This is a genomic window from Photobacterium sp. WH24 (genome assembly GCF_019204055.1).
In the GTDB taxonomy this organism is placed as follows: domain Bacteria; phylum Pseudomonadota; class Gammaproteobacteria; order Enterobacterales; family Vibrionaceae; genus Photobacterium; species Photobacterium arenosum.
Map to the genome: position 1 here is coordinate 40,157 of NZ_JAGSOZ010000007.1, position 26,118 is coordinate 66,274.

Consider the following 26,118-nt stretch of genomic DNA (forward strand, 5'->3'; position numbering starts at 1 on the left):
AAGGGCCTGATTCGCTGATTTGCAAACAACACGTGAACTGATCAGTGAGTTGTCACGCTGTGCTCATATTCAACAACGATTTGATTGCCACTATATCGCACATTTTTGATATTGCCATCAACTATATACGTATTTGTTAATGTGACAGTGTTAGGCAAACTGCTGCCAATCTGCTCCCTCAGAGAAGGAATGGTAAGTACAGGATCAACACCCATATACTGACAGAACTGACTGACAAAACGATGTTCAAGCGGTAAGTTACCACGCAGAATGTCAGAGAAAAACAGCTGGCTTACCCCAAGTTTCTTGGCCATTTCAATCTGAGTCACCCGCATTTTTGCCTTATAGCTCATCCATGTTTCATAGAGTACTTTTCTGTCTTCTTCTGTGTATTGCATACCTGTTCCTAGCGCAAAAAAATGTCAATTCACCGCAATTAAAGCCTAAACCCTGTCAGGAAATGTCAGAAAAACGTTAGGCTTGTTCCAAATGCGACCCTCGCAAACCCGCATAGAATCTGGGTACAAGGCAGTTCCCTATCTTTCAGCAAGTTAGAAAACTTACCGTTTCTTGATTTTGGTTATGAATCCAATTTGTACTGGGGTTATAATCTACAACATTGATCATTAAGTAAGACACTCGCTAACAGCATGTTGACTCAGTTGCTTCACCAGCCGCATTGTTCAACGAACAGGATAATCATTGTTATCTTGTGCTTGCTGTTGCTGCCGATCAATAACGCCAGTGCAACTTTATTCCCGGCAGTCATGTCAGACGGATGTCCGTCGGTAATGACAAACTCAGACTGTTGTACCAATACTGTTACCTTACTTGCGAGTAAAGCAACCCACACCTCCTGCCAGGACGAGCTTCTGCATTCGGGGTGCTTACAGCATTGCCAGTCTTCCTGCCATACCACATTGATTCTTCCCGCTATTTTAGCGGCTCCAGTTTTGATGGCTTCAAGCCACAGTAACCATCCCTATTTATCAGGGTACTGGGACGAACCGGTCTCAACACTGTTACGGCCTCCTATTCATCTGTAACACAACGCTATTTTATGTACTGCCTGAGTAACGCTTTCGATGAGTGTAGCTTTTCGATTGGCGCTGCCCGATTAAAGACTGCTGAGCCTGTATGCCCAGCATCACAGATGAATAAAAGGTTAAATGATGAAAAAATCACAATATCTCCTGACTGCCACACTGTTACTGGCGGCTTTCCCCTCGATAGCTGCCGATACGATCAAGGGAAAGAATTACCAGTCTCCGTCCTGCGGTTGTTGTAAAGATTGGGTAAAACACATGAACAGTAATGGTTTTGAGATTGAAATGAACATGGCAAATAATCTTCATCCAATCAAACAAGCCAATGGGATACAACCTGAGTATGCATCCTGTCATACCGCTATTATTCAGGGGTACGTCTTTGAAGGCCATGTGCCTGCGCAAGATGTGCAACGATTTCTGAAGGAAAAGCCCGCCAATCTGAAAGGCCTTGCTGTGGCTGGTATGCCGATGGGCTCACCAGGCATGGAGTATAACGACCAGAAAATGCCGTATGACGTCGTCGCATTTGATGAAGAAGGCAACACAATCGTCTGGGCCAGCCATAATCAGGCTCAGACTCAATAAAGTGCAGATAAAGGCCAGGTATTCTGGCCTTTTTTCTTTAACTACCTGAGTTTTTTTAAAGCTTATTTCTTTAGCAACTTAGCGAACCATTGCCTGTTGGGATCCTGAGTGAGCGCCCAGTGGGTATCCTCTTCTCTCTTCTCCAGATAAACCTGCAAGCCTGTGAAATAACGAAAAGCTGTCAGTTCTGAATCCTGACTGAAATGCGCCAGAAAAACATCTTCCAGTTCGGCCAACTGCATCAACGTTGTCACACCGTTTTGCAAAGCCCATTGCACCGCATACGGAGAAACTTCGGTGCGAAAAAGTATCTGGGGTTCAATATACTTGATGCCAACCTCAATGCCCTGACTGAGCGAGACTGTCTGTTCAGATTCTGCCTCTTCCTGCAGTCTTTCTCGCAAACTGGCCAGACTGACAGCACGCTGAGTTTCTGAATAACCATGGGTGGTTTTACAAAAGCGGATAGCAAACCCTAACTGGTGACGTCCAACCAGCTCTAAAGTTTGTTCAAGGTATTCCTGCGGAATCACGTAACTTTTGGCCAATTGCTCAACGGCCTGTGAAATATTGGGATAAATAATACCATTATATTCAACCTGAAAAGCATTGCTTAGCTGCCCCACCGGCTGACCATCAATCGCCAGCGGCCAACCCGGATAATTAACTCTGTCCCGTGCAATTTCAAACATCATCCAGGCGCTGTGTTTAAAGCCTTCAAATGCCTTGCCTTCCAGTTCAGAGTCTTCCAGCTCTTCTCTGCTCCATTGTGCACCTATCTGTAAATGCTTCTGATACTGCTGATGCAAGCGCCCTTTCACTCTGTCACGCAGTATATCCAGCCCACTTGCTTTGGTGCGGGAACAAAAGCCATAGCATTCTTCGCAGCAAGGTACTTTGACCGGCGGATCATTATCATAGTTAGGCTCAGGACGGAACACATGGCATTCATAGTAAGGCTCACCGCAAAACCAGCAGGTATGGCGAAATTCAAATGGCACATCGATAGACTGGACAATCGTCATTACTTAGCTCGGTTTGATTTGCAAAAAGTGCGGCTCATTATGCGGTTCAACCACAATCAGTACAAGGCAAGCCCTTCATTTCCCATTCATCGCAAAAGAATACCAACAGAGAACTTTGCCTTCCTGATAGCGAACACGCTAAAATACGTGACCGTTTTTTAATGTGAGTGGTGTGGATGTCTGAACAAAAGCGAAAGGCACTGAAAAAAATAGCCAAATGCCTTGAGTTAGGTAACTCGGCCAACGTCAATGAAGCAGCGCAAGCCATCAAAATGGCTCATCGCCTCATGCTCAAGTACGGCCTGGAGCAAGATGACATTGAATTCATCCAAATGGGCAAAACAAAATCAGCCACCCTGTTACCGTCAGACATCAGTTCACACATTTTGAAAATCATTCGTGGGATCAACCGCCGCTTTGGTGTCGAATGTGTGCTGACCAATTACAAAGGACTCAAACAGGCTGAGTTTATTGGCGTGGCCGAACGTGCAATTTTCGCCGCTTTTGCCTTCGATGTCGTGTACCGCGAAATGAACCAGCAAACCGGCCAGTTCCGTAACAGCTTTGCCGGCACAGGAGCCAGTACAACCGAAGTCACACGCCGTGTTTCCTCTTTCCTTGCAGGCTGGATAGAAGGCGCGCTGGAAAAGCTGCCGATGCTGAACACTGATGATGACCATGACAAACGCATGAGTAATTTCATCGACCGTGAATTTGAAAACCTGGATCGTGAAACCTTCAAAAAACAATTACAGGAAGCCATGAAGGCGATGACAGATGATTACGAGAAAGGCATGAAAAAAGGCCGCTCTATTTCGGTTAACCGACCGGTCGGCGGAACACGCAAAGAAGCAACCAAGCTGCTGGAGCAGTAACTGCACAGCGTACAAAATCATTAAAAAAACAGCATAATTAAACAACAAAATAGTCAAAAAATCCGGTGCCTGTCAAAGCACCGGATTTTGAGTCTTTCCAGAGTGATTCAGTTACCGCGTATTCTCTGTATCCATCGAGCGGTTAACTAAAGTATCAGCCGATATTTCCTGCAACACCGCATCAATACATTCCCCTAACCGGCGCCGATTCTCAGCATCCGCCATCATAGTGACATGATCGCCATCCACTTTTTTCACAATCAGCGAATGTGCCGGTAAATGGTGTTCCCATCCAAGTGCCGAGTTATCCGTGCGGTTAAAGTCCTGAGGTTTGATAGCTTCCCAATACCGAATCAGATCATCACTGCGCATGGGAGGCATGTCTTCTTTTGCTTTGAATAAATGCACTGCCAGTTCCGATGGCGAGAGAGTTGTTGCGCCAACCAAAGTCGCATAGTGATAACGCTGGTTCCACAACAACAGCTCTGCCTGATGATCATCCATCTGTGTACTGATCCCCCTATCTTTCAACGTCCTGAGCACAGCCTGTAGCGGCATATCACGCAACTGTGCCAGCAAGGCCAGATCAAGCTCTGCATGTTCCACTTCGAGCCAGCTCAGGAAAAGGGCTGTTATGCTGCTCATCGCCTGTTGAGGCCGCATGGTATCAAACAGTCCCAGCAGGGCCACTTCTTCCCCTTCCCTTAGCAATTGCAGTGCAATCTGGTAAGCAAGAATACCGCCAGACGAATACCCGAACAGGTGGTACGGCCCGCACGGCTGTATTTTACGAATCAGCGCTATGCTGGCTGCTGCCATGCCGTCCATGGTTTCAGGCAACGGCTGAGCCATATCCGGCCAGGGTACGGCATAGACAGGGTGATCCGGGTTAATGACTTTCGCTATCTCATACACGTAAGAATGATCGCCAAAGCCTGTCGGCAGAAAGAACAAGGGTGGACGTATGCCACTGCGTCGAGCCGGTAACGCGCTTAACGGACGTCGCTCACCGAACTGGTTATCGAGCTGCTCAGCCAAGTCGGCCAGTACCGGATGATCGAATATGGCCTGTACCGGAAAACTCAGGCCAAGCGACTGTGCCATACTCACCTGACGCACCGCCAGCAGGGAGTGACCTCCCAATTCAAAGAAATGATCGTAACGACCCACCTGCTCCATTCCCAGCAAATCTCGCCACAGTTGAGCCAGCATGACTTCAGTGTCTCCCTGAGGCGGCACATAGCCTGCATCTGTAAAAGCCTGACCCTGCGGTGCAGGTAAAGCACGTCTGTCCACCTTACCATTCGGTGTCAGCGGCAGACATTCGAGCCATATGTAAGCCGAGGGCAGCATATAAGCCGGTAAAGACTCCGCCAGATACTTGCGCATTGCCGGTGTTTCCGGGGCTGATGCACCGTCATCGAGTGTCAGCCAGGCAACCAGTTGCTGACCATCCCCAAGATAATTTACATCGACCACCACATCACGAACCGCATCATGTGCACGCAGATACTGCTCGATTTCGCCCATCTCGATCCGGAAGCCGCGAATTTTCACCTGCCGGTCGTTGCGTCCCTGATATTCCAGACTACCATCCGGCAGATAACGCACCAGATCACCGGTCCGGTACATGTTTGCTCCCGCATTGAACGGATCGGGCAGGAACCGCTCGGCACTCATTTCCGGACGATTCAGATACCCCAGAGCCACACCGACACCACCTATGTAAAGCTCACCCACAGCGCCACGAGGAACAACCCGCCCCCGCGCATCCAGTACATAAGCACGCGTGTTACCTATCGGCTTACCTATAGGTAAACGATCGTGGCCATCAAAATGCTCTATATGCGCCGTGGTAGCAAAGGTCGTTGTTTCGGTTGGCCCGTAGGCGTGGATCAGTTTCACCGGCCCCTGGTATTGCAGCAGCTTCGCGAAAGCGGCCGGATCTTCCTTCTCGCCGCCGCAAATCAAATACCTGAGTTGAGACAAAGTGCTGCCAAGGGTATGAACATATTGATTAAACAAAGCGGTTGTCAGGAATAAGGCCGTGATCTGCTGCCTTTGCAATACCTCAGCAAAGGCTTTGGCATCCAGGACAGTTTGCGGGGAGATGACCACCAGCTGACCGCCATTGAGCAAGGCTGACCACACTTCCATCGTTGACGCATCAAAGGCCGGATTCGCTGCAAACGCGACAATGTCTGTCTCGTCGAAGCCCGCATAACCGTTGTTGATCACAAGCCGGCTGATACCCTGATGCGGTGTCATCACACCTTTAGGCTGTCCGGTCGACCCTGAGGTATACATGATATATGCCGTTGCTGTACTTGACCGCAGCCGTTCAGGATTGTCAGTGCGCTGACTGCGCTCATCGGCTAAGACATAAGACAATGCATCATCACCCGGCTGTTCTGTAATGACGATACATGCACCGCAATCACTGATGATCCATGCCTGCCGGGATTCCGGTAGTTTGGGATCAATAGGCACATAAACCGCGCCGGCCTTGAGTACAGCCAACTGTGCCACAACCAAATCCAGACTGCGCCCCAGCCTGACCGCCACAGGATCACCGGCTTGGAGACCCCGTTCAATCAGGACATGGGACAGTTGGTTAGCCTGAATATTCAACTCAGCATAACTGACAGATCGCAGACCATCGGTAACGGCAATCGCATCAGGATTAGCGCGTACCTGCTGTTCAAACACAGTGTGCACACAGCAGTCTGCCGGGTAAGCCATGGTCGTCTGGTTCCAGGTTTCCAGCTGCAAGCGATACTCAGCATCGGTGACAATGTCCAGCGTATTAACAGGCATGTCAGGCGTTGTGTCCAGAGCATGAGACAGTGAAGTCAGCGCCTGCAACATATATTCGCAAACCCTGGCTGCCTCAACCGGCTGACTGATTTGCGCCGTCAGACCAAGTGAATCGCCGCCATCTTCAACTGACATAACGAAGGGATAATTGGTCCGTTCCTCAGCACTGAGCAGTTCAATGCCTGCCGGTAATATTAACTCGTCACCCTTGTTATGGCGGTAGTTCAGTAATGCACTGAACAATGGCGTTCCTGCCGGCAGACCACTGCAGCGCTGAGCCAGCGCCAGAGGCGCATGTTCATGCTCAAGCAAACCACTAACATTCTGGTGTGCCTGCTGCACCGCACTCACTACATCCTTATCATTAATATCCAGGCGAAGCGGCAGAGTGTTAATGAACAGTCCCATCGCCTGCTCTGCACCTTCACCGGCCTGCATCCGGCCAAGCAATACAGTGCCGAATACCACAGTATCCCGGCCCGTAACGCGAGAGAGCACCTGTGCCCAGGCCAGATGACAGAGGCTGGCCAGGCTGACCCCCAGCTTGCGTGCCTGCTCTCGCAAAGCACGATTGAGATCGCCGGGAACAGACAAGTGAGAAGTCACAACACGTGCGCCGTCCCCCCGAACATCGCTCAGCCCGAATGGCAGCACAGGCTCCTCGATATCAGCCAGCAGCTGGCGGAAAAACACCTCATGTTGTGCCTGGCTCTTACCCAACCGACTTTGTGCAATCACGTTTCGGTATGGTGGCGCGACCGCCAGTTCGCTGGCTCTGCCAGCCAGAATAGTGGCAATCTCACTTTCTATCAGGGCAGACGTTGAATGATCGCCAATCAGATGGTGCCATTGCTGCAGCATTAACCAGCGACCGTCTTCGTCCTGACTTACCACCATATTCAGCAGTGGCGCCTTCGTCAGATCCAGACGGGAACACCGGGAGTCAAAGCGAGCCAGTAACTGCTCGGCCACTGGCCCGTCGGCCGGATTCAACGCTACCTCACTAACAGGTAAGGTGGCATGGCGCCAGACCACCTGTACAGATTCAGACAGACCATGGCTGATAAAAGCAGAGCGCAAAATATCATGACGATCAACTACTTGCTGCATAGCCGACAACCAATTGTCGAGCCGCTGGCGATTGTCAAAGCGCAGTAAAGCGGACAGCAGGTAGGTATCACCCTGTTCATTCAGTAAATGGTGGAAGTAAATCCCTTCCTGCAATGGCGACAAGCCATAGATATCCTGCACATTGCCCACACCGCCCGGAACCGTCGCCACTACCTGATCAATGTCCAGCTGATTCAGATCTGCCAGTGGTACTAACTCAGGGATAATACTTTTGGTGTCGACAGTGATCCGGTTCTCCGGAATCCGGACTTCCTGCTGTGAACCCAATGCTGAAGCCAGTGAGGCCAGCGTGGGGGCAGAAAACAGCGTTTTGACATCTGCGGCAAGCCCATAGCGACGGAGTTCAGCCATCAGTTTCACCACAAGCAAAGAGTGGCCACCCAACTCGAAGAAATTGTCATTCCGGCCAATGTATTCGCGTTCCAGTATTGTTGCCCAGATCTTAGCAAGCAAGATTTCCGTTTCACCCTGTGGCGCCGTATAAGCACGGCCAGCCTCAGCTTCCGGCAAAGGCAGCGCTCGGCGATCCAGTTTGCCGTTAGGGGACATAGGCAGCGCTTTCATGCGGACAAAATCTGACGGGATCATATATTCCGGCATACGCGTGCTCAGGAACAGGCGTAATTGATCAGTGAAAACAGACCATTCACTGTTCGCCTCCACCGAATCCTCAGGAACCACCCAAGCTATCAAACGTTTATCACCGCTGGTTCCTGCCGGCGCATCAATAACCACATCCTTTAACGCGGGATGAGCACCAAGCTGAGTTTCGATTTCGCCCAGTTCAATACGGAAACCACGGATTTTCACCTGATGATCATTACGTCCGAGAAATTCCAGACTGCCGTCAGCAAGATAACGCGCCAGATCGCCGGTGCGATACATACGTCCAGGCGGATGGAAAGGATCGTCAAGGAAACGCTCAGCCGTTAACGCTGGCTGATTCAGATAACCACGAGCCACCTGAACCCCGCCGATATACAACTCGCCAACAGCTCCCTTGGGTACAGGATTCCCGTAGTCATCCAGCAGATAGACGCGGGTATTACTCACCGGACGGCCAATCGAGGGAGCCGGGGCGTTGAGATCCAGCGGCATCGAAGTTGCCACCACAGTCGTTTCGGTAGGACCGTAGTTATTGACGACTGTGAGTCCCGGCGGAACATTCAGCGGCCAGCGGCGGACACTGTCTCCACCAATCAGCAACTTACGTAACGACTGAGGTACCATTTCGTTTGCCAGTGCGACTTCAGCAAGCGGTGTCACCATAAAAGACACCTGCGCGCCACTGTTTTGCCACCAACGCAACAAGGCATCACTGTCACCTTTTACTTGTAACGGCGGCAGCAGCAGCGTTCCGCCCAGCGACAAAGCAGGCCAGATCTCCCAGACACAGGCATCAAAACCCAGTCCCGCCATACAAGTGCTCTTCTCCCGAGCCTGCAACCCGGTTGCTTCAGCATGCCAGCCAATCAGATTCATCAGCTGAGCATGTTCAACCATCACCCCTTTAGGATGACCGGTAGAACCTGAGGTATACACCACATAGGCCAGATGCTCAGGACGAACCATCGTCTCTGGCGCACCAACAGACAAAGGTGTTGCCAGCGGCTCATCCAAAGCCAGAACAGGCACCTGCACATCACCCAGTGACTTACGGCCAGCCGAGTCGGCCAGCAAAAGCACCGGGGCGCTGTCTTTCAGAATATAGTGAAGCCGTTCAGCCGGATAATCCGGATCCAGCGGCACATATGATCCTCCCGCCTTTAACACGGCCAGCAGTGCAACGATCATATCTGGCTTGCGGACAGCGCACACTGCCACTCTTGTTTCGATGCCGACACCACGGGCAATCAGTCCATGGGCTAATCGGTTTGCCCGGTTGTCCAGCTGGCCGTAGCTCAGAACTTCATCACCGCATACTAGGGCAACGGCCTGAGGAGAGCGGCTGGCCTGCTCTTCAATCAATTGATGCACACTGGCAGAGCCGGGATACACACGTTCAGTCTGATTCAGGTTATGAAGCAACAGCTTACGTTCGCTGTCAGGCAATATATCAACCTGCGACACCGGCTGGCTGACATCGGCCGCCATCGCTGTCAGCACCGCCAGCAAATAATCACTAAAGCGATGTACTGTCTCGGCCTCAAACAATGCAGTGGCAAAATTCAGCATACCTGTGATCTGCTCACCGCTCTCTTCCAGTGCCAGGGTTAAATCGAATTTGGCAATATCGTAACCGAGACCGGCCTCGGCCACCTCCAGCCCTGGCAGCGAGATATCACGCACAGTGTTATCCTGCCAGGACAGCATCACCTGAAACAGCGGTGTTCTGTCAAGCTGCCGAGGCGGATTGAGCGCCTCCACCACCTGCTCAAAAGGTAAGTCACTGTTTTCACGTGCCGCAAGCACGGCCTGTCTGACCCTTGTCAGCAAGGTATCCAGAGAGGGATCCTCACGCAGGTCGATATGCAGGGCCAGTGTACTGACAAAGAAACCGACAATAGGCTCTACCTCCAGCCGCCCGCGGTTTGCATCAGGCATACCTATCACAACCTGCTGCTGCCCCGACAGCCGCGACAGCACGATCCCCCAGGCAGCCAGTACCGTCATAAACAGTGAGGTTCCGTGCTGTTTGCTGAGATGGCGTAATGACTGCGTCAGCGCCTCATCAATCTCAAGCGGCACCTCTGCGCCGGCAAAAGACTGAACCGGAGGGCGTGGTTTGTCCGTCGGCAATGTCAGTTGCGTCGGTGCATCGGCCAGCGAGTTACGCCAGAACTGTGCCTGCCTGTCCAGCTTATCCTGACTGAGGTGCTCTCGCTGCCAATGAGCATAGTCAGCATACTGCAGCCTGAGCGGCGACAGAGGATTTTCCCGGTTGTGACTAAACGCCTGGTATAGCTCACCCAGCTCTTTCAGCAGGATTTTGGTTGACCAGCCATCTGAGACTATGTGATGGCAAACCAATACAAACAGAGTGTGATTATCTGTAATCTGCCAGACATGGGCGCGGACCAGTGGTCCCTCAGACAAATCAAACGGTGCAGTCATCTCGCGACGAGCTTGAACCAGCGCCTGACGCCGGGCGTCCGCTTCCGGTTCGGCTCGCAAATCATGCCATGACAGAGGCATAGCCTGCTCAGGCAGGAAACGAACCTGAGGCTGATCTCCCTGCGTTGCTACAGTACTGCGCAGGCTTTCATGACGTGAATACAATGCATCCAGACTTTGGCTGAAAGCGGCTTTATCTATCAGCCCCGTCAATGTCAGTGCTACCGGGATATGATAGGTCTCACTGGTGCCTTCGATCTGACTCAGAAACCACAGCCTTTGCTGGGCAAACGATAAAGGCACTGGCTCTTGCCTTGAAACAGGCGTAACAGGACGCTGCCGGATATCTCCCTCACCCTGCAACTCTTCAGCCAACGCATGCAGTACAGGCGTAGAGAACAGAGATGGCAGCGACAGTGTCCAGCCAGCCTGTTCAATCCGGTTAGCCAGTTGTACCGCCAGCAGAGAATGCCCGCCCAGGTCGAAGAAATTATCATTGCGACCCACAGATTCCACACCCAGCAAAGAGGCCCACAAGGCAGCCAGCAAGCCCTCTTTTTCGCCCTTCGGCGGCTCATAAACTTCGCGGATCCCTGTCTGCTTTTCCGGTGCCGGCAGAGCACGTTTATCCAGCTTGCCATTGGTTGTCAGTGGCATTTCGTCCAGACAGACGAATGATGCGGGTACCATATAGTCCGGCAGACGGTTTGACAGGAACTGACGCCATTGAACGGCCAGTGTTTCCCTGTCAGTCTGACCCTTAGGGACAACCCAGGCCACCAGCCGTTTATCGCCATCAGCTGCCTGCCAGGCATCGACGGCCACATTGGTCACCTTCGGATGGGCCAGCAGTGCTGCTTCCACTTCACCGCATTCAATGCGGAAACCACGAATTTTGACCTGCTGATCATTACGTCCTAAATACTCCAGCTCACCGTTCGGCAGATAACGAGCCAAATCGCCCGACCGGTATAAACGCCCACCGTCATGAAACGGATCGTCAAGGAAACGCTCTGCATTCAACGCTGGCCGGTTCAGATAGCCGCGTGCGACACCGTCACCGCCCACATACAATTCACCAACCGCCCCATACGGCACCGGCTGACCGTGCGGATCCAGCAGATACAAACGAAGATCAGAGAGACGATGCCCGATCGGGCTGCCGCTGGCATGAATATCTGACGGTGACATGGCCCGATAAGTCACATGTACCGTTGTTTCAGTAATCCCGTACATATTCACCAACAACGGCGCATCAGCACTGTGGCGGTCGTACCAGGGCGTGAGATCGACCGGGTTGAGCATTTCACCGCCAAAGACGATGTATCTGAGCTGGTGCGGTGTATCATCCTGCGCTTGAATAAAGGCTTTGAACGCGCTCGGGGTCTGGTTCAGCACGGTGACACCGCTCTGGCAGACAAGGCGGTAAAAATCCTTTGCAGAACGGGCTGTTGTCTGTGGCACCACCACTAACCGGCCACCGTGTCTCAGCGCCCCCCAGATCTCCCATACGGAGAAATCAAACGCAAAGGAGTGGAACAGACACCAGACATCCTCAGCATTGAAACCGAAATCGGCATCTGTGGCAGTGAACAGACGGTCAACCTGACGGTGCTCAACCATCACTCCCTTGGGCTGGCCTGTTGAGCCGGAGGTGTAGATAACATAGGCCAGATTGGCCGGTGATAAACCCGCAACCTGCGGATCACGGCTATCCCCTGCCAAGGGCTTATCCAGCGACAACAAAGGGATCGCCTGTTCTCCGAGAGCAGAACGACCCGCTTCATCAGCCAGTAACAACACAGGCGCAGCATCCTGAACAATGTATTGCAGACGTTCGCCGGAATAAGCCGGATCTAACGGCACATAGGCTCCACCTGCCTTGAGAATGGCGAGAATAGCAACAACAGTGCCGATTCCCCGCTCTGTACACAGCGCAACCAGAGTATCAGGCCCGACTCCACGTGCAATCAGTTCATGAGCGAGCTGATTGGCCTGCTGGTTCAGAGACTGATAACTCAGTTGCTGGTCGCCGGACACCAGAGCGATGGCATCCGGTGTTTTCGCTGCCATGGCTTCAAATCTATGGTGGAGACAACGCTGCTCTGTAATCTGATTTTCAGACTGATTACTACCATCTAATAACCACTGACGTTCAGCTTCCGGGAGAAGGTTAATGCGGTTAACCGGCTCTGACACATCTTTTGCTATCGCGATCAATACCTGATGCAGATACGCAACATAACGTTCAGCCGTAGCCCGATCGAACAAAGCGGTTGCGAAATACAATGCCCCTGCGACTTCCTGCCCGTGATCGGTGAGATCCAGCGTCAAATCATACTTAGCGGCCGCGTAGCCCGGCGCAAGAGGTTCCGCATCCAGTCCCGGTAAGCGAATGTTATGGGCTGTATTCTCCTGCCAGGTCAGCATCACCTGAAAAAGTGGCGTATAAGCACGTTGTCGTGGCGGATTAACCTGCTCAACCACTTGTTCAAACGGCAAGTCGCCATTTTCCTGCCCCAGAAGCAATGTCTCGCGAACTTGTTGTAACAGTGCCGGCCACTCAATGTCGCCGGACAAATCCAGTCGCAACGCTAGTGTGCTGACAAAGAAACCCATCATGGGCTCGGTATCTAACTGCCTGCGATTGGCATCCGGCGTACCAATAACAACATCCTGCTGCCCCGATAGTCGGGACAGCACTATGCCCCAGGCAGCCAGTACAGTCATAAACAAGGTGGCACCATTACGCTGGCTGAACTGGCGTAATGCCTGGGCCAGTTCGGCCTCTAGCCGTATCACAACCTGATCACCAGCAAACGACTGCACGACAGGACGAGGACGGTCTGTCGGCAACGTCAGTAATACGGGTGCATCACTCAGCTGTTGCTGCCAGTAATCTGCCTGGCTCGACAGTCGCTCGGGCGTCAGCCACTGACGTTGCCAGCTGGCATAATCCGCGTACTGCACTGATAACGGGCGTAGCGGATTCTGTTCGCCTTGTGTAAATGCCTGATACAAAGCTGCCAGTTCACGCAACAAGATGCCGTTAGACCAGCCATCGGATACCAGGTGATGACAGGTAAAGGTAAAGATCTGCTCGTCATCACTGAGCCGGATAAGGCTGACACGCAGCAAGGGACCATTCATTAAGTCAAACGGTTTGCTCGCTTCACTCGCGGCGATCTGGAGCGCTTCTGCCTTGTCTGAATTGTCTGAATTGGATAATTGGCGCAAATCATGCACAGTCAGCGGCAGTTCCGCCGCAGGCAGGATCTGGGCACAGGGCAGGCCGTCCTGACTGCTAAACACAGTGCGCAACGCTTCATGGCGCGCATAAATGGTATCCAGGCTACGTTGCCAGGACGGGATATCCAGCGAACCCCGTAAACGCACCGCCAGTGGCATGTGATAAATTTCACTCATGCCATCCAGCTGTGTCAGGAACCATAATCGTTGCTGGGCAAATGACAATGGCAGCCGTTCACCGCGCACAACGGGCTCAATGGACGGTAATCCTTCTGTATTGTCTGTCGTCAGCTGACGGGCCAGTTGATGCAGCACAGGATTGGCGAACAACGCCGACAGAGCCAACGGCTGCCCTAACTGCTGCATCCGATTAGCCAGACGTACGGCCAGCAACGAATGGCCTCCCAGCGCGAAGAAATTATCATCCCGACCTACCCGCTCCACTTCAAGCAAAGCTTCCCACAAAGTTGCCAGCCGCTGCTCAGTTTCATTTTCGGGTGGCATATAGTCAGCACGTGACTGGCTCTGCGCCTGAGGATCCGGTAATGCACGGCGATCCAACTTGCCATTGGGTGATAACGGTATTGTGTCAATCGGCATAAAGGCCACAGGTACCATGTAGTCCGGTAGCAGACCTGTCAGATAGTCCCGCAATCCGGCTCCGTCCGGTTCACAACCCTCACCTGACACAAACCAGGCGATCAGGTGCTTGTGACCATGTCTGTCACTGCGGGCGTCCACAACGGCATCGAGCACCTGCGGGTGCGTCTGCAATACGGCCTCAATCTCACCACATTCAATACGGAAACCGCGGATTTTTACCTGCTGATCATTACGGCCCAGGTATTCAATGTTGCCATCCGGCAGGTAGCGTGCCAGATCACCGGTCCGGTACATACGTCCGCCATGTTCGGCATTGAACGGATCACTGAGAAACCGTTCAGCGGTCAGCTCAGGACGATTCAGATACCCGCGTGCAACCTGTATCCCCCCGATATACATTTCACCCACTGCGCCTAAAGGCACTGGCTGACCATATTTGTCTAACAGATAAATACGGGTATTCGCCACCGGGCGACCAATAGGAACGGTCACCAGATTTGTCTCGCGAGAACAATGCCAGGCGGTAACATCAACTGCGGCCTCGGTCGGCCCGTAAAGGTTGTGCAATTGTGCATGTGGTAACTGACGGTAACATGCCTTCACTAAAGAGGCAGGCAGCGCCTCGCCACTGCAGATAACCCGCGCGACAGGCTGACAGCGTTCTGCCGCGCCGCTGTAGGCCAGAAAACTTTGCAGCATAGAAGGCACGAAATGCAGGGTTGTTACTCCATAACGGGCAATAGTACGGCTGAGATAATCCGGATCTTTATGCCCTTCAGGACGTGCCATCACCAGTCTGGCCCCATACATCAACGGCCAGAAAAACTCCCAGACCGACACATCAAAGCCAAACGGTGTTTTTTGAAGGACCGTATCCTCTGCGGTCAGCCCATAAGCTTCCTGCATCCAGATCAAGCGGTTAACTATGCCCCTGTGCTCATTCATCGTGCCTTTCGGTTTACCTGTTGAACCCGATGTATAAATGACATAAGCCAGATTGTCCGGCTGGGACTGTGGTACTGGATTCTCGCAGCTCACACCAGATGGCTGGTTGCCGTTTAACGACATTTCAGGAATAGCGTGCTTGCCGAGCGCATTGCGCCCGGCTTCATCAGTCAGTAGCAAGACGGGATCAGCATCTTGCAGAATGTACTGTAACCGCTCGCCGGGATAAGCCGGATCCAGGGGAACATAAGCGCCACCGGCTTTCAGAATACCAAGCAGGCCGATCACCATTGCCAGACTTCGCTCAGCACAAACAGCTATCCTGCTGTCTGGGCCAACACCAAGTGCTATCAGTGTGTGCGCTAGTTGGTTTGCTTTCTCATTGAGCTGGGTATAGCTCAATGTCTGATCGTCACAAGCTTGATCTTCACAGACCTGATCGTCAAAAACCAAGGCAACGGCATCTGGTGTGCGTGCCACCTGCGCTTCGAACAAGGTCTGCAGGCACTCGGACTGAGGATAACCCCTGGCAGTGCTGTTCCAGCCATTGACGAGCATGGCATACTCATTGTCCGGCACAATCGGCAGTTCACAAACCGGAAGATCCGGCGTATAAGCCAGCGCATTGGTCAACGCACTCAGCGCCTGCTGCATATAACCGCATACCCGTTCTGCCTCTATCGGCGCAATGACCTGAGCCGTGATAGATAGCATGTCCAGACCGTCATCCACCGACAGTACAAAGGGGTAGTTGGTTCTTTCCTCTGCGGAAATCAGACTCACCCCTTCAGGCATAGGCAGGTTATCACCTTCGTTGTGGCGATAATTGAGCAATGCACTGAATAATGGCGTTCCTGCCGGTAAACCACTGCAACGCTGCGCCAGCGCCAGTGGGGCATGTTCATGAGCCAGCAGAGCACTCAGGTTTTGATGGGTCTGACGAACAGCGTTTTCTGTACTGCGGCTATCCATTTCCAACCGCAAAGGCAAGGTGTTGATAAAGAGTCCCAACGCACTTTCAGCCCCTTCGCCGGATTGCATGCGACCCAGCAACACAGTGCCGAAAACAACACTGTCCTGACCGCTGGTTCTCGCCAGTACCTGCCCCCACGCAAGGTGACAAAGGCTGGCAAGGCTGACCCCCAGTTGTTTTGCATGTACCCGCAACGCCCGATTCAAATCAGCGGGCAGCGTCAGGCTTGCTTCATTGGTTTGCAAACCATCACCGTGAACATTGCTCAGACCAAAGGGCAGCACAGGTTCAGACATATCAGCCAGCATGCGACGGAAAAATGTTTCATGCTCGCTGTCACTGACGCCCAGCCGGGCTTGTGCCACCGCATTGCGAAATGGTTGTGCGGGTTTCAGTGCCGCTTCGTTACCTGCCATGATTTCGCAGACTTCTTCAACCATCAAGGCCAGCGTCGTATGATCACCAATAAGGTGGTGCCATTGTTGTAACGCGCACCAGCTGCCATCTTGCTCTTGCGCAATTACAACATGCAGTAACGGTGCCTGAGTCAGATCCAGTCGGGTATGACGGGGATCATAACGCGATGCCAGTTGCTGGCTGATCTGCCCCTCCGCCGGGTCCAGCACCAGCTCTGTTGCATTGAAATTAGCCTGCCGCCACACAACTTGTACCGGAGACGCTGTACCAGTTGCCACAAAAGCAGTGCGCAGAATGTCATGCCGAGTGATAACCTGCTGCATTGCAGCCAACCAATTATCCAGACGGGACCGGCTGTCAAACTGTAAGGTAGCGGACAGCAGGTAGGGATCGCCTTTTTCTGCTAACTGATGGTGAAAATAGATCCCCTCCTGTAACGGAGAAAGTGCATAGATATCCTGCACATTAACGACACCGCCCTGCACACTGTCAGTGATCGCAGCAATCTCTTCCTGAGCGAGATCGGCCAGAGGCAACATGTCTGGCGTGATTGTTTCACTGCCAACCCGAATTCTGTTTCCAGGTACGGTCACATCGGCCTGGGGGACCAGCGTCTGAGCCAATACCGACAGCGTCGGAGCAGAAAACAATGCCTGCAAATCTGTCGCCAGACCGAACTTACGCAGTTGAGCCAGCAATTTGACCACAAGCAATGAATGGCCACCTAATTCAAAAAAGTTATCATCGCGGCCTACACGCTCAACACCCAACAGATCCTGCCATATACGCGCCAGTAACAATTCTGTTTCACCCTCGGGAGCGACGTAAATCATTCGTCCGGTTTCGGTCAAATCAGGCGCTGGCAGTGCACGGCGGTCCAGCTTGCCGTTCGGCGACAAAGGCAAGGCTTTCAGGCTGACAAACACAGTGGGAATCATATAGTCTGGCAGGCGTCCCGCGATAAACGCTGACAGCTCGGTATTCAACTCTCCCCATCCGGACTCTTCTGCTGGTACCAGCCAGGCAACCAGCCGTTTCTCTCCTGTACTGTCTGACAGTGCATCGACAACCGCATCACAGACAAATGGATGGGACACCAGCTGCGCTTCGATTTCGCCGGGCTCGATCCGGAAACCCCGTATTTTCACCTGATGGTCATTCCGGCCCAGGTATTCGAGGCTGCCATCAGGCAAATATCGGGCTCGATCACCGGTTCGGTACATTCGCCCTCCCGGCTTAAATGGATCGTCAAGAAATCGCTCAGCAGTAAGTTCAGGCTGATTCAGGTAACCGCGGGCAACCTGCTCACCACCAATATACAATTCGCCTATCGCCCCCAAGGGTACCGGCTGCCCCGACTCATCCAGTAAATAGGCACGCGTATTAGCGATCGGGCGGCCAATCGATGGCACTACAGCACCAGTGTGCGGATTCCCCGATGTGGCAACAACTGTGGTTTCTGTCGGGCCGTAATTATTCAATAATGTCAGGCCATGCGGGATGTTCAGCGGCCAACGGCGAATACTGTCGCCACCAATCAGCAAAGTTCTCAGTGCCACAGGAAGATGACCGGCAGCAAGGGCGACTTCAGCCAAAGGCGTCACCATGAAAGATATCTGTGCGTCGCTGTTACCCCACCAACGCAACAGCGCATCACTATCACCGGATACTTCTCTTGGCGGTATCAGCACTGTGGCGCCCAATGACAAAGACGGCCATATTTCCCATACACAGGCATCAAAACCCAGACCTGCCATACAGGTAGTGCGCTCTCCGGCTTTCAGTTCTGTTGCCTCGGCATGCCAGTAAATCAGATTGAGCAACTGGCCGTGTTCGACCATCACCCCTTTGGGCTTACCCGTTGACCCTGAGGTGTATACCACGTAGACCAATTGATTGGGTTGGACCTGTATCGCCAGGTTTTCAGATGAAATCGTCGCAGGTAACGTTGCTTCCAGATCCAGCACAGGAACAGGATGCACACTTAACGCCGAACGGCCAACGGCATCGGCGAGCAACAACACAGGACGGCAATCATTAAGAATATACTCGAGCCGCTCACCAGGGTAACTGGGATCTAATGGAACATACGCCCCTCCGGCTTTGAGTACCGCCAGCATTGCCACAATCAGTTCCGGGCTGCGCGTGGCACAGATTGCTACCCGGGTTTCCGCCCCCACGCCATAAACCAGCAGTTCATGCGCGAGGCGGTTTGCCCGCGTATTGATCTCGGCATAACTGAATTCGGCGTCTCCGTAACGCAGAGCAATGGCATCAGGCGTTTTGTCCGCCTGCTCCTCAAACATGGCATGAACGTAACTCACCGGCGGGAAGTCAGCCGCTGTTACATTCATCTCCTCCAGTAAATAATGACGTTCGTTCGCATTCAGCAAACACAGCTCACTTACCGGGGTATCAGGTTCATTACGCGCTTGTTCAAGGACAAAAAGCAGGTGTGTACTGAGCCTGTCAACCTGCTCAGTTCCAAGTACTGCCTCATCATACAGCCAGCGGAATCTGTTCCCTGCTTTATCGATTTGCAGCAGTGCGCCGGCATCTATCGGGCAGTCAGTAGCGGCAGAGATATCAGAAATCAATTCAATCGTCAGTGGCCACCAGACGGTTGGCGACAGTAAAGCATGGAGCTCAGGATGGAAAGGCAGATGCGCCAGCACACGGTCACATTCCGTTTTCAATAATTGCTGGGTAGCTGAAAAATGCTGCGTCATATCCAGAGAAACATGCACCGGCAACACAGCATCGGCTAACAGACTGTCTACTTGCCTCTGTAACCAGCCAATCTGGAAATCGGTTTGATCTCCCATTCGGGCAAGATAAACAGCGACAGCGCTCAGAAAAGTCGGCAGATCGGTCTTGCCCACAAACTGCCAGGCTGTAGCTTGCCAGTTTGTCTCTGACGGGGCGATTTGTCGGGCCGGAAATGCCGAAGGTATGGGTTGCTCCAGACGGGCTTGCCAAAAAGAAGCAAAGCCTTTCCCTTCATCAAACAGCGCAGTCAGGCGGGAAGCCTGCTCTTCGCTGAGTACAGGCAGACGCTGCCCCGGCTCCAGCTTATACTGACGTGCAAGCTGTTTCCCTGATTGCACTTTTCCGGATGCGTTAAACCAGCCACCAATGCGTACAATTCCCTGAGCTGTCGCAATGTCCCACCCCTGATCGTCAATATGCAGTATCGTGCCTGGTAAGGCCGTGGTTTGGCCTTCGCACACATCCACAGTGTCGATACCGAGCACACCATCCTTCAGTGCCAGTTTAACCGGACAAGCTTGCGAAGGATGACCTATGGCATAAGACAGCCGTTCCAATACCTGAGCGGATTGGTCCCAGCACAGCACCCCACCCGCAGCAGGCTGAAGACGGGATACATAAAAATTATCCTGCAAATCCGCCTCATCCGCTTTGGCAGCAAGACGTACAACATCTTCAAGCTGGCTGTCTGGTTTATGACAAAGCGACTGGAGAATGAACTGAAAGCGGCGCTGCAGGTTATCAAGCTGCGCCAGTGAATGGATATGCGGCGCATCGACAAACATGACATCCAGTTCCTGTGCCTGTCTGTCTTCAAAAAACAGAATCTGCATATCGCTGACCGAGATATTTCCGCCATAATGCCAGCGTGTTTTACATTGCCAAAAGCTATCACCGTTATCAAAAGCGACAATATTAATCGCAGGGCCAAACCAGGATACATCAGCAGCGTTCCTGTCCCGCCGGATATCCTCGCCCCGGTAGAGTTGACGCCGAACCGTTTTCCCCATTTCGGCTGTCACCTGCCGGGCCAGATGCTCAAGCGTGTCATCAGGGGTTAAGCGCAGAATCAGCGGAACCACATTCGCGGTCATACCTATGCCACTGCGCTCCCGGGTCCCAGCTACCGGCAGACTGAAATTCAACTCGGTATGACCTGTAACACTATAAAAACAAGCCGCCACTGCCGTTGTCAGCAGGTGTGCGCGGTGAACACCAATTTGTGCAGCACATTGATCAATCTGATCCAAATCTGCCTTGTCGAGCACATATTTACTGATGTTCATTTCTGAATAAGGGACGTGTTTTTCTTTGCGGGTCAGAGTGTGAACGGAAGACGCGGCATACTGCTTCCAAAACTGACTATCCTTGCCTAGCCTCGCCGAACCCCGATATTTTTTATCGTTCTCATAGAGTTGGGTAAAGCCACAGCTTTCAAACTCAGGAATAGGTTGTTGGCTCGCCAGCGCATTGTAAGTCAGCACAATCCGGCGGCTGAACTCTTCCCCGCCTCTGCCATCAATCAGCATGTGATGTAAGCGGCGGTAAAAAATGCACTTCTCTGGTGCCAGATTCAGTACAGCAAAATGATACAAATCGTGCTCAAGGACAGAAACGGCCCGGTCAGCGTCATCACGCATCCATGCTATAGCAGTGTCCAATGGATTATGGCTGGAGGAGAAATCATAAAAATACAGCGGCTCAGCCGTCTGCTTGGCATGATATTGATAAAGTTCCCCCTCCTTTTCAACAAATCGCGCCTGAAGAGCGGGTATATCGTTAATTGTTATCTCAACGGCCTGGCGCAGCAACTCAACATTCAATGGCCCATCTATCACGCCATAACCCCAGAAATTAAAGGGCTGCGTTTGAGACATGGTTTCGCTAAGCCAGAGTTCATGCTGGGCCGTGGTAATCCCATGCAAAGTATGTTGCTCTTCACCGACAAAATAAAAAGATTGAAGGCTATTATCGTTTAACTGAGCCTGTTTATTCATAATATTCCCTATCTTATTGTCAATACGCAATGAAACTCACCGTACAGCCAACATAAAAAATGCACCAACCGACAGAACGAGTGGTAATAAAAAGTGAGGGAACAGATTTGCCCCAACATGACTAATGAGTGTTATCAGCTATTACATTCAGGTATTTGCCGGACTATTCACAGCGTAAACAAGTGTAGGAAAGAGAATTTAACTTGTCTAAACTGCATTCATCAGCAGGAGGTATTTTTGCGTGTTATAAGTGAAATCGATGTAATTTTCTGTAACTGACAAGATAGGCAATTAATAAAAAATAAGACACTTTTATCTCTCACAAAAAATAATGAGATAAAAATGCATTATGAATAAAACATGAATCTGGAGCGGGCTTATAACGAACCAGCTCAATTATTCTTCCAGTGCTTTATTATATATATCACCATGAAAACAGAACACATATAACACAAGAAAAAATATTGACGAGTTATTAACTCGTCAATTTTTAATTATAATGTTTTTTTAATGACGTTTAAATGAATCACTTCATTAACAGGAAGCGATGGCATTTCTGACTCGTTTATCAGAGACAGGATACGGTGTACCTAATTGTTGAGCGAAATAACTCACACGCAGTTCCTCTATCATCCAACGGATCTCCTTAACCTGTTCAGGTATCGGCTGACCTTTAGGAATCTTATTGAGTAATTCTTTGTAGTCATTGGTTACTGACTCAACTTTCAGTATATGTACTCTGTCTTTATTCGGGTCAATCGGCAGTTTTTCCATTCTGCGCTCAATCGCTTTCATGTAACGCAAGATATCCGGCAGACGTTGCCAACCACACTCAGTGGCAAACCCTTTAAAGATTAAACCTTCAATCTGAGCTTTGATATCAGACAACGCAAAGGCCATACTCAGGTCGACTTTCCCTTTCAATTTTTTGTTGATATTGAAGGCCGTAGTCAAAATGGCTTCTACCTGTTTGGCGATATCGACAACCGTATCTCCCAGCTCGGCCCGCACATGCTCTTTCAATGCTTCAAATGTATCGGCATCCCAAACCAGACCGCCCTTTTCTTCAATCAGTTTATCTACGCCACAGGCAATACAGTCATCAATCAGATCCATAACCCGCCCATACGGATTGAAGTACAGACCCAGCTTTGATTTGTTCGGCAAATTAGCATGCAAATATTTGATCGGCGACGGCACGTTAAGCAATATCAGACGACGCTGGCCTTGCTGCATGGCCGTACGTTGCTCTTCTTCTGTTTCAAACAGCTTGATACCGACCGAATCTTTGTTATCAATGATAGCCGGATAGGCTTTAACTTCAAACCCGCCACGTTTCTGCTGATAACGCTCTGGCAACGCGCCAAAGCTCCAGGTCTTCAGGCCGTCCTGCTCAATATCATCATCGGCAACCTTAGACAGCGTTTCCTGAACTTTCTCTTTCAGGCTGTCTTTCAGTGCGTACAAGTCCTTATTTTCCCGAAGTTTCCGGTTACGGTGATCCACAGCACGGAATGTGATCTTCAGGTGTTCAGGAATTTGATCCAAATTCCAGTCATCGCGCAGTACAGTCACACCTGTCATACGCTTGAGTTCTTTTTCCAGCGCATCCAGCAAAGGCATCGACAATGCCTGTACCCGGGCCAGAAAAGCATCTGCATAGTTAGGTGCCGGCACAAAGTTACGACGTAACGATTTGGGCAACGACTTGATCAAAGCTACCACCAGCTCATGGCGCAAACCCGGTATCTGCCAGTCAAAACCGTCCGGTTCCACCTGATTCAATACAGGTAACGGAAGATGAACTGTGACACCATCGGTGTCTTCACCCGGTTCAAACTGATAGCTCAGCTTGAGTTTTAAGCCGCCCTGATGCCAGAAGTTGGGATAATCAAGCTCAGTCACATGGCTCGCATCACCCCGTAACAGCATCTCACGTTCAAAGTTCAGCAGATCTTTGTCTTTCCGGGAAGCTTCCTTCCACCAGGCGTCAAAATGCCGCCCGGAAACCACAGTATGCTCAACCCGCTGATCGTAAAACTCATACAGCGCATCGTCATCGATCAGAATGTCACGCCGACGGGACTTATGCTCAAGCTCTTCCACTTCCCGCAATAACTGCCGGTTTTGATGGAAGAATTTATGCTTTGTTTCCCAGTCCCCCTCGACCAGTGCCGAGCGAATAAAAATTTCGCGGCTGAGTACAGGATCAATCTTGCCGTAATTCACTTTACGTTTAGGCACAATCGGAATGCCGTACAGGGTGACTTTCTCAAAGGCCTGCACAGAAGCCTGCTTTTTCTCCCAGTGCGGTTCACTGTAGCTGCGCTTGATCAGATGGGGGGCCAACGGTTCGATCCATTCAGGCTGAATCTTAGCGGCAATACGCCCCCACAGCTTGGAGGTTTCCACCAGCTCGGCCACCATAACCCACTTCGGTTGCTTCTTGAAAATACCGGAACCGGGGAAGATGTTAAATCTGGCGTTGCGCGCGCCCTGATAGTCGTTCTTCTCCTGATCCTTCTGGCCAATATGCGACAGTAAGCCCGCCAGTAGCGAGGTGTGCACCGCCTGATAATCGGCAGGTTCCTCGTTATGACGCAGCTTCAGCTCACGCACAACCTGATGCACCTGAAAATAAATATCCTGCCACTCCCGCACGCGCAGGTAATTCAGGTAATCCGCTTTACACTGCTTACGAAATTGATTTGCAGACAGCGTTTTTTGCTGCTCTTTCACGTACTCCCAGAGGTTCACGAAGGTCTGGAAATCCGATTCTTTGTCATAGAAACGACGGTGTTTCTCATCCGAGGCCTGTTGTTTTTCTGTCGGGCGCTCCCGTGGATCCTGTATCGACAAAGCAGAAGCAATAATCATGACCTCTTGCAGCGCACCGTGTTTCGGTGCTTCCAGCACCATACGTGCCAAACGCGGATCAATCGGCAACTTCGCCAGCTGACGGCCAACCTCAGTCAAACGCTTTCGCGGGTCGGTCGCGTTAGCGTTCATCGCACCCAGCTCTTCAAGCAGGCGCACACCGTCCTGAATATTACGGCTGTCAGGCGGCTCAACAAACGGGAAGGCCTGGATATCACCAAGGCCAATCGCCGTCATCTGCAAAATAACCGATGCCAGATTAGTACGCAGAATCTCCGGATCGGTAAATTCCGGGCGCGACAGAAAATCTTCCTCAGAATACAGACGAACACAGATACCTGCCGCCACCCGGCCACAACGGCCTTTACGCTGATTGGCACTGGCCTGCGATACCGGTTCTATCGGTAAGCGCTGCACCTTGGTGCGATAACTGTAGCGGCTTATACGGGCTGTACCCGGGTCGATCACATACTTGATACCAGGAACAGTCAGTGAGGTTTCAGCCACGTTGGTCGATAGCACAATGCGCCGGCCGCTATGCGACTGGAACACCCGGTTCTGCTCACTGGCTGACAGGCGTGCGTACAAAGGCACGACTTCAGTGTGTTTGATATTGCGCTTATTCAGGGCATCTGCCGTATCGCGGATCTCCCGTTCACCATTCATGAAGATCAGGATATCGCCCATGCCTTCATCGCACAGCTCATCGACCGCATCGAAAATGGCCTGTAGCTGATCACGATCGTTATCGTCACTGTCATCCATGATCGGCCGGTAACGTACTTCAACCGGATAGGTACGGCCAGACACTTCGATAATCGGCGCATGGTTAAAATGTTTTGAAAAGCGTTCCGGATCGATAGTCGCTGAGGTGATGATCACCTTGAGATCCGGACGTTTCGGCAACAGGTTTTTCAGATAGCCCAGAATAAAGTCGATATTCAGGCTTCGCTCATGGGCTTCATCGATAATGATGGTGTCATACTGGCTCAGGTATTTATCGTTCTGAATTTCAGCCAGCAAAATACCATCGGTCATCAGCTTCACTTGCGTTTTATCTGATACCTGATCGTTAAAACGGACTTTGTAACCTACGGTTGAGCCCATCTCGCAGCCCAGCTCTTCAGCGATACGGTTCGCCACTGACCGCGCCGCCAGCCTACGGGGCTGAGTGTGACCTATGGTTCCCGTGGTGCCCAACCCAAGTTCGAGACAGATTTTAGGTAGCTGAGTGGTTTTACCTGAGCCGGTTTCACCCGCAACAATCACGACCTGGTGCTCGCTGATCGCCTTCGCAATGTCCTCTTTCTTCTGACTAACAGGCAACTGTTCAGGATAGGTAATCTGAGGACAGCTGCGGCGCCGGATGTCTACCGCTTGCATTGAGCGTGCGATATCCATAGCGATTTCATCGAATACCGTATGGCGAGCCTGTTCATTCTTTATCTTAGCGGCACCCTGCACTCTTTTGTGCAGACGGAAACGATCGCGGATCAGGCAATCTTTCAGTGCGGCTTTTAATGTTTTTTCATTATTGCGAACCTCGGTCCGCTCAGATTGAGACTTTGTAGACTGAGTCAAGTGATTTCCTGCTTGTATCAGTTGGTCGTTCAGGCTGAATGCAAGTCATCAAAAGGCCTGAACAAACGCATCATAAAACTGCCGCGATTCTAACACATAGTTTATCTTTCATCAGGCAGGCTAAAACTATCCCTTGCATTTTTTCTGCGAGCACTGCAAAGATAAAAGTAT

At 51.6% G+C, this 26,118-nt stretch carries 7 protein-coding genes; 2 read left to right on the plus strand and 5 right to left on the minus strand.

Features of this window, described 5'->3' with window-relative positions:
* Positions 1-41 precede the first annotated feature (41 nt).
* Complete coding sequence (locus KCG43_RS10245) at positions 42-398, minus strand: helix-turn-helix transcriptional regulator (RefSeq protein WP_027252244.1); 357 nt, start codon at positions 396-398, stop codon at positions 42-44.
* Between the two features lie 269 nt (positions 399-667).
* Entirely contained in the window at positions 668-919 is a 252-nt protein-coding gene (locus KCG43_RS10250) for a hypothetical protein (protein WP_218384662.1), read from the minus strand.
* Between the two features lie 253 nt (positions 920-1,172).
* On the opposite strand from KCG43_RS10250, the gene KCG43_RS10255 reads away from it, so the two are divergent.
* The gene (locus KCG43_RS10255; protein ID WP_218384815.1) at positions 1,173-1,634 is read left to right on the plus strand and encodes a DUF411 domain-containing protein; all 462 of its coding nucleotides are present in this window, start codon (positions 1,173-1,175) and stop codon (positions 1,632-1,634) included.
* 62 nt (positions 1,635-1,696) lie between these two features.
* On the opposite strand, the gene KCG43_RS10260 is transcribed toward KCG43_RS10255, so the two are convergent.
* On the minus strand, positions 1,697-2,659 hold the full coding sequence (locus KCG43_RS10260) for a hypothetical protein (RefSeq protein ID WP_218384665.1): 963 nt from the start codon (positions 2,657-2,659) through the stop codon (positions 1,697-1,699).
* A gap of 176 nt (positions 2,660-2,835) precedes the next feature.
* On the opposite strand from KCG43_RS10260, the gene KCG43_RS10265 reads away from it, so the two are divergent.
* On the plus strand, positions 2,836-3,534 hold the full coding sequence (locus KCG43_RS10265; RefSeq protein ID WP_192017138.1) for a DUF2786 domain-containing protein: 699 nt from the start codon (positions 2,836-2,838) through the stop codon (positions 3,532-3,534).
* 111 nt (positions 3,535-3,645) lie between these two features.
* Here the strand turns inward: KCG43_RS10265 and KCG43_RS10270 are convergent, their stop codons facing one another.
* Both KCG43_RS10270 and hrpA read right to left on the minus strand, forming a co-directional pair.
* Positions 3,646-21,489, minus strand: coding sequence for a non-ribosomal peptide synthetase (locus KCG43_RS10270; RefSeq protein ID WP_218384668.1), 17,844 nt, complete (start codon positions 21,487-21,489; stop codon positions 3,646-3,648).
* Between the two features lie 534 nt (positions 21,490-22,023).
* Positions 22,024-25,947, minus strand: coding sequence for an ATP-dependent RNA helicase HrpA (gene hrpA / locus KCG43_RS10275; protein WP_255557963.1), 3,924 nt, complete (start codon positions 25,945-25,947; stop codon positions 22,024-22,026).
* Positions 25,948-26,118 lie beyond the last annotated feature (171 nt).

Bases quoted from the DNA above. Each gene is read 5' to 3' on its own strand.
- KCG43_RS10270 (WP_218384668.1), bottom strand. From the start codon at position 21,489: ATGAATAAACAGGCTCAGTTAAACGATAATAGCCTTCAATCTTTTTAT.
- KCG43_RS10255 (WP_218384815.1), top strand. From the start codon at position 1,173: ATGAAAAAATCACAATATCTCCTGACTGCCACACTGTTACTGGCGGCT.
- KCG43_RS10265 (WP_192017138.1), top strand. From the start codon at position 2,836: ATGTCTGAACAAAAGCGAAAGGCACTGAAAAAAATAGCCAAATGCCTT.
- KCG43_RS10245 (WP_027252244.1), bottom strand. From the start codon at position 398: ATGCAATACACAGAAGAAGACAGAAAAGTACTCTATGAAACATGGATG.
- KCG43_RS10260 (WP_218384665.1), bottom strand. From the start codon at position 2,659: ATGACGATTGTCCAGTCTATCGATGTGCCATTTGAATTTCGCCATACC.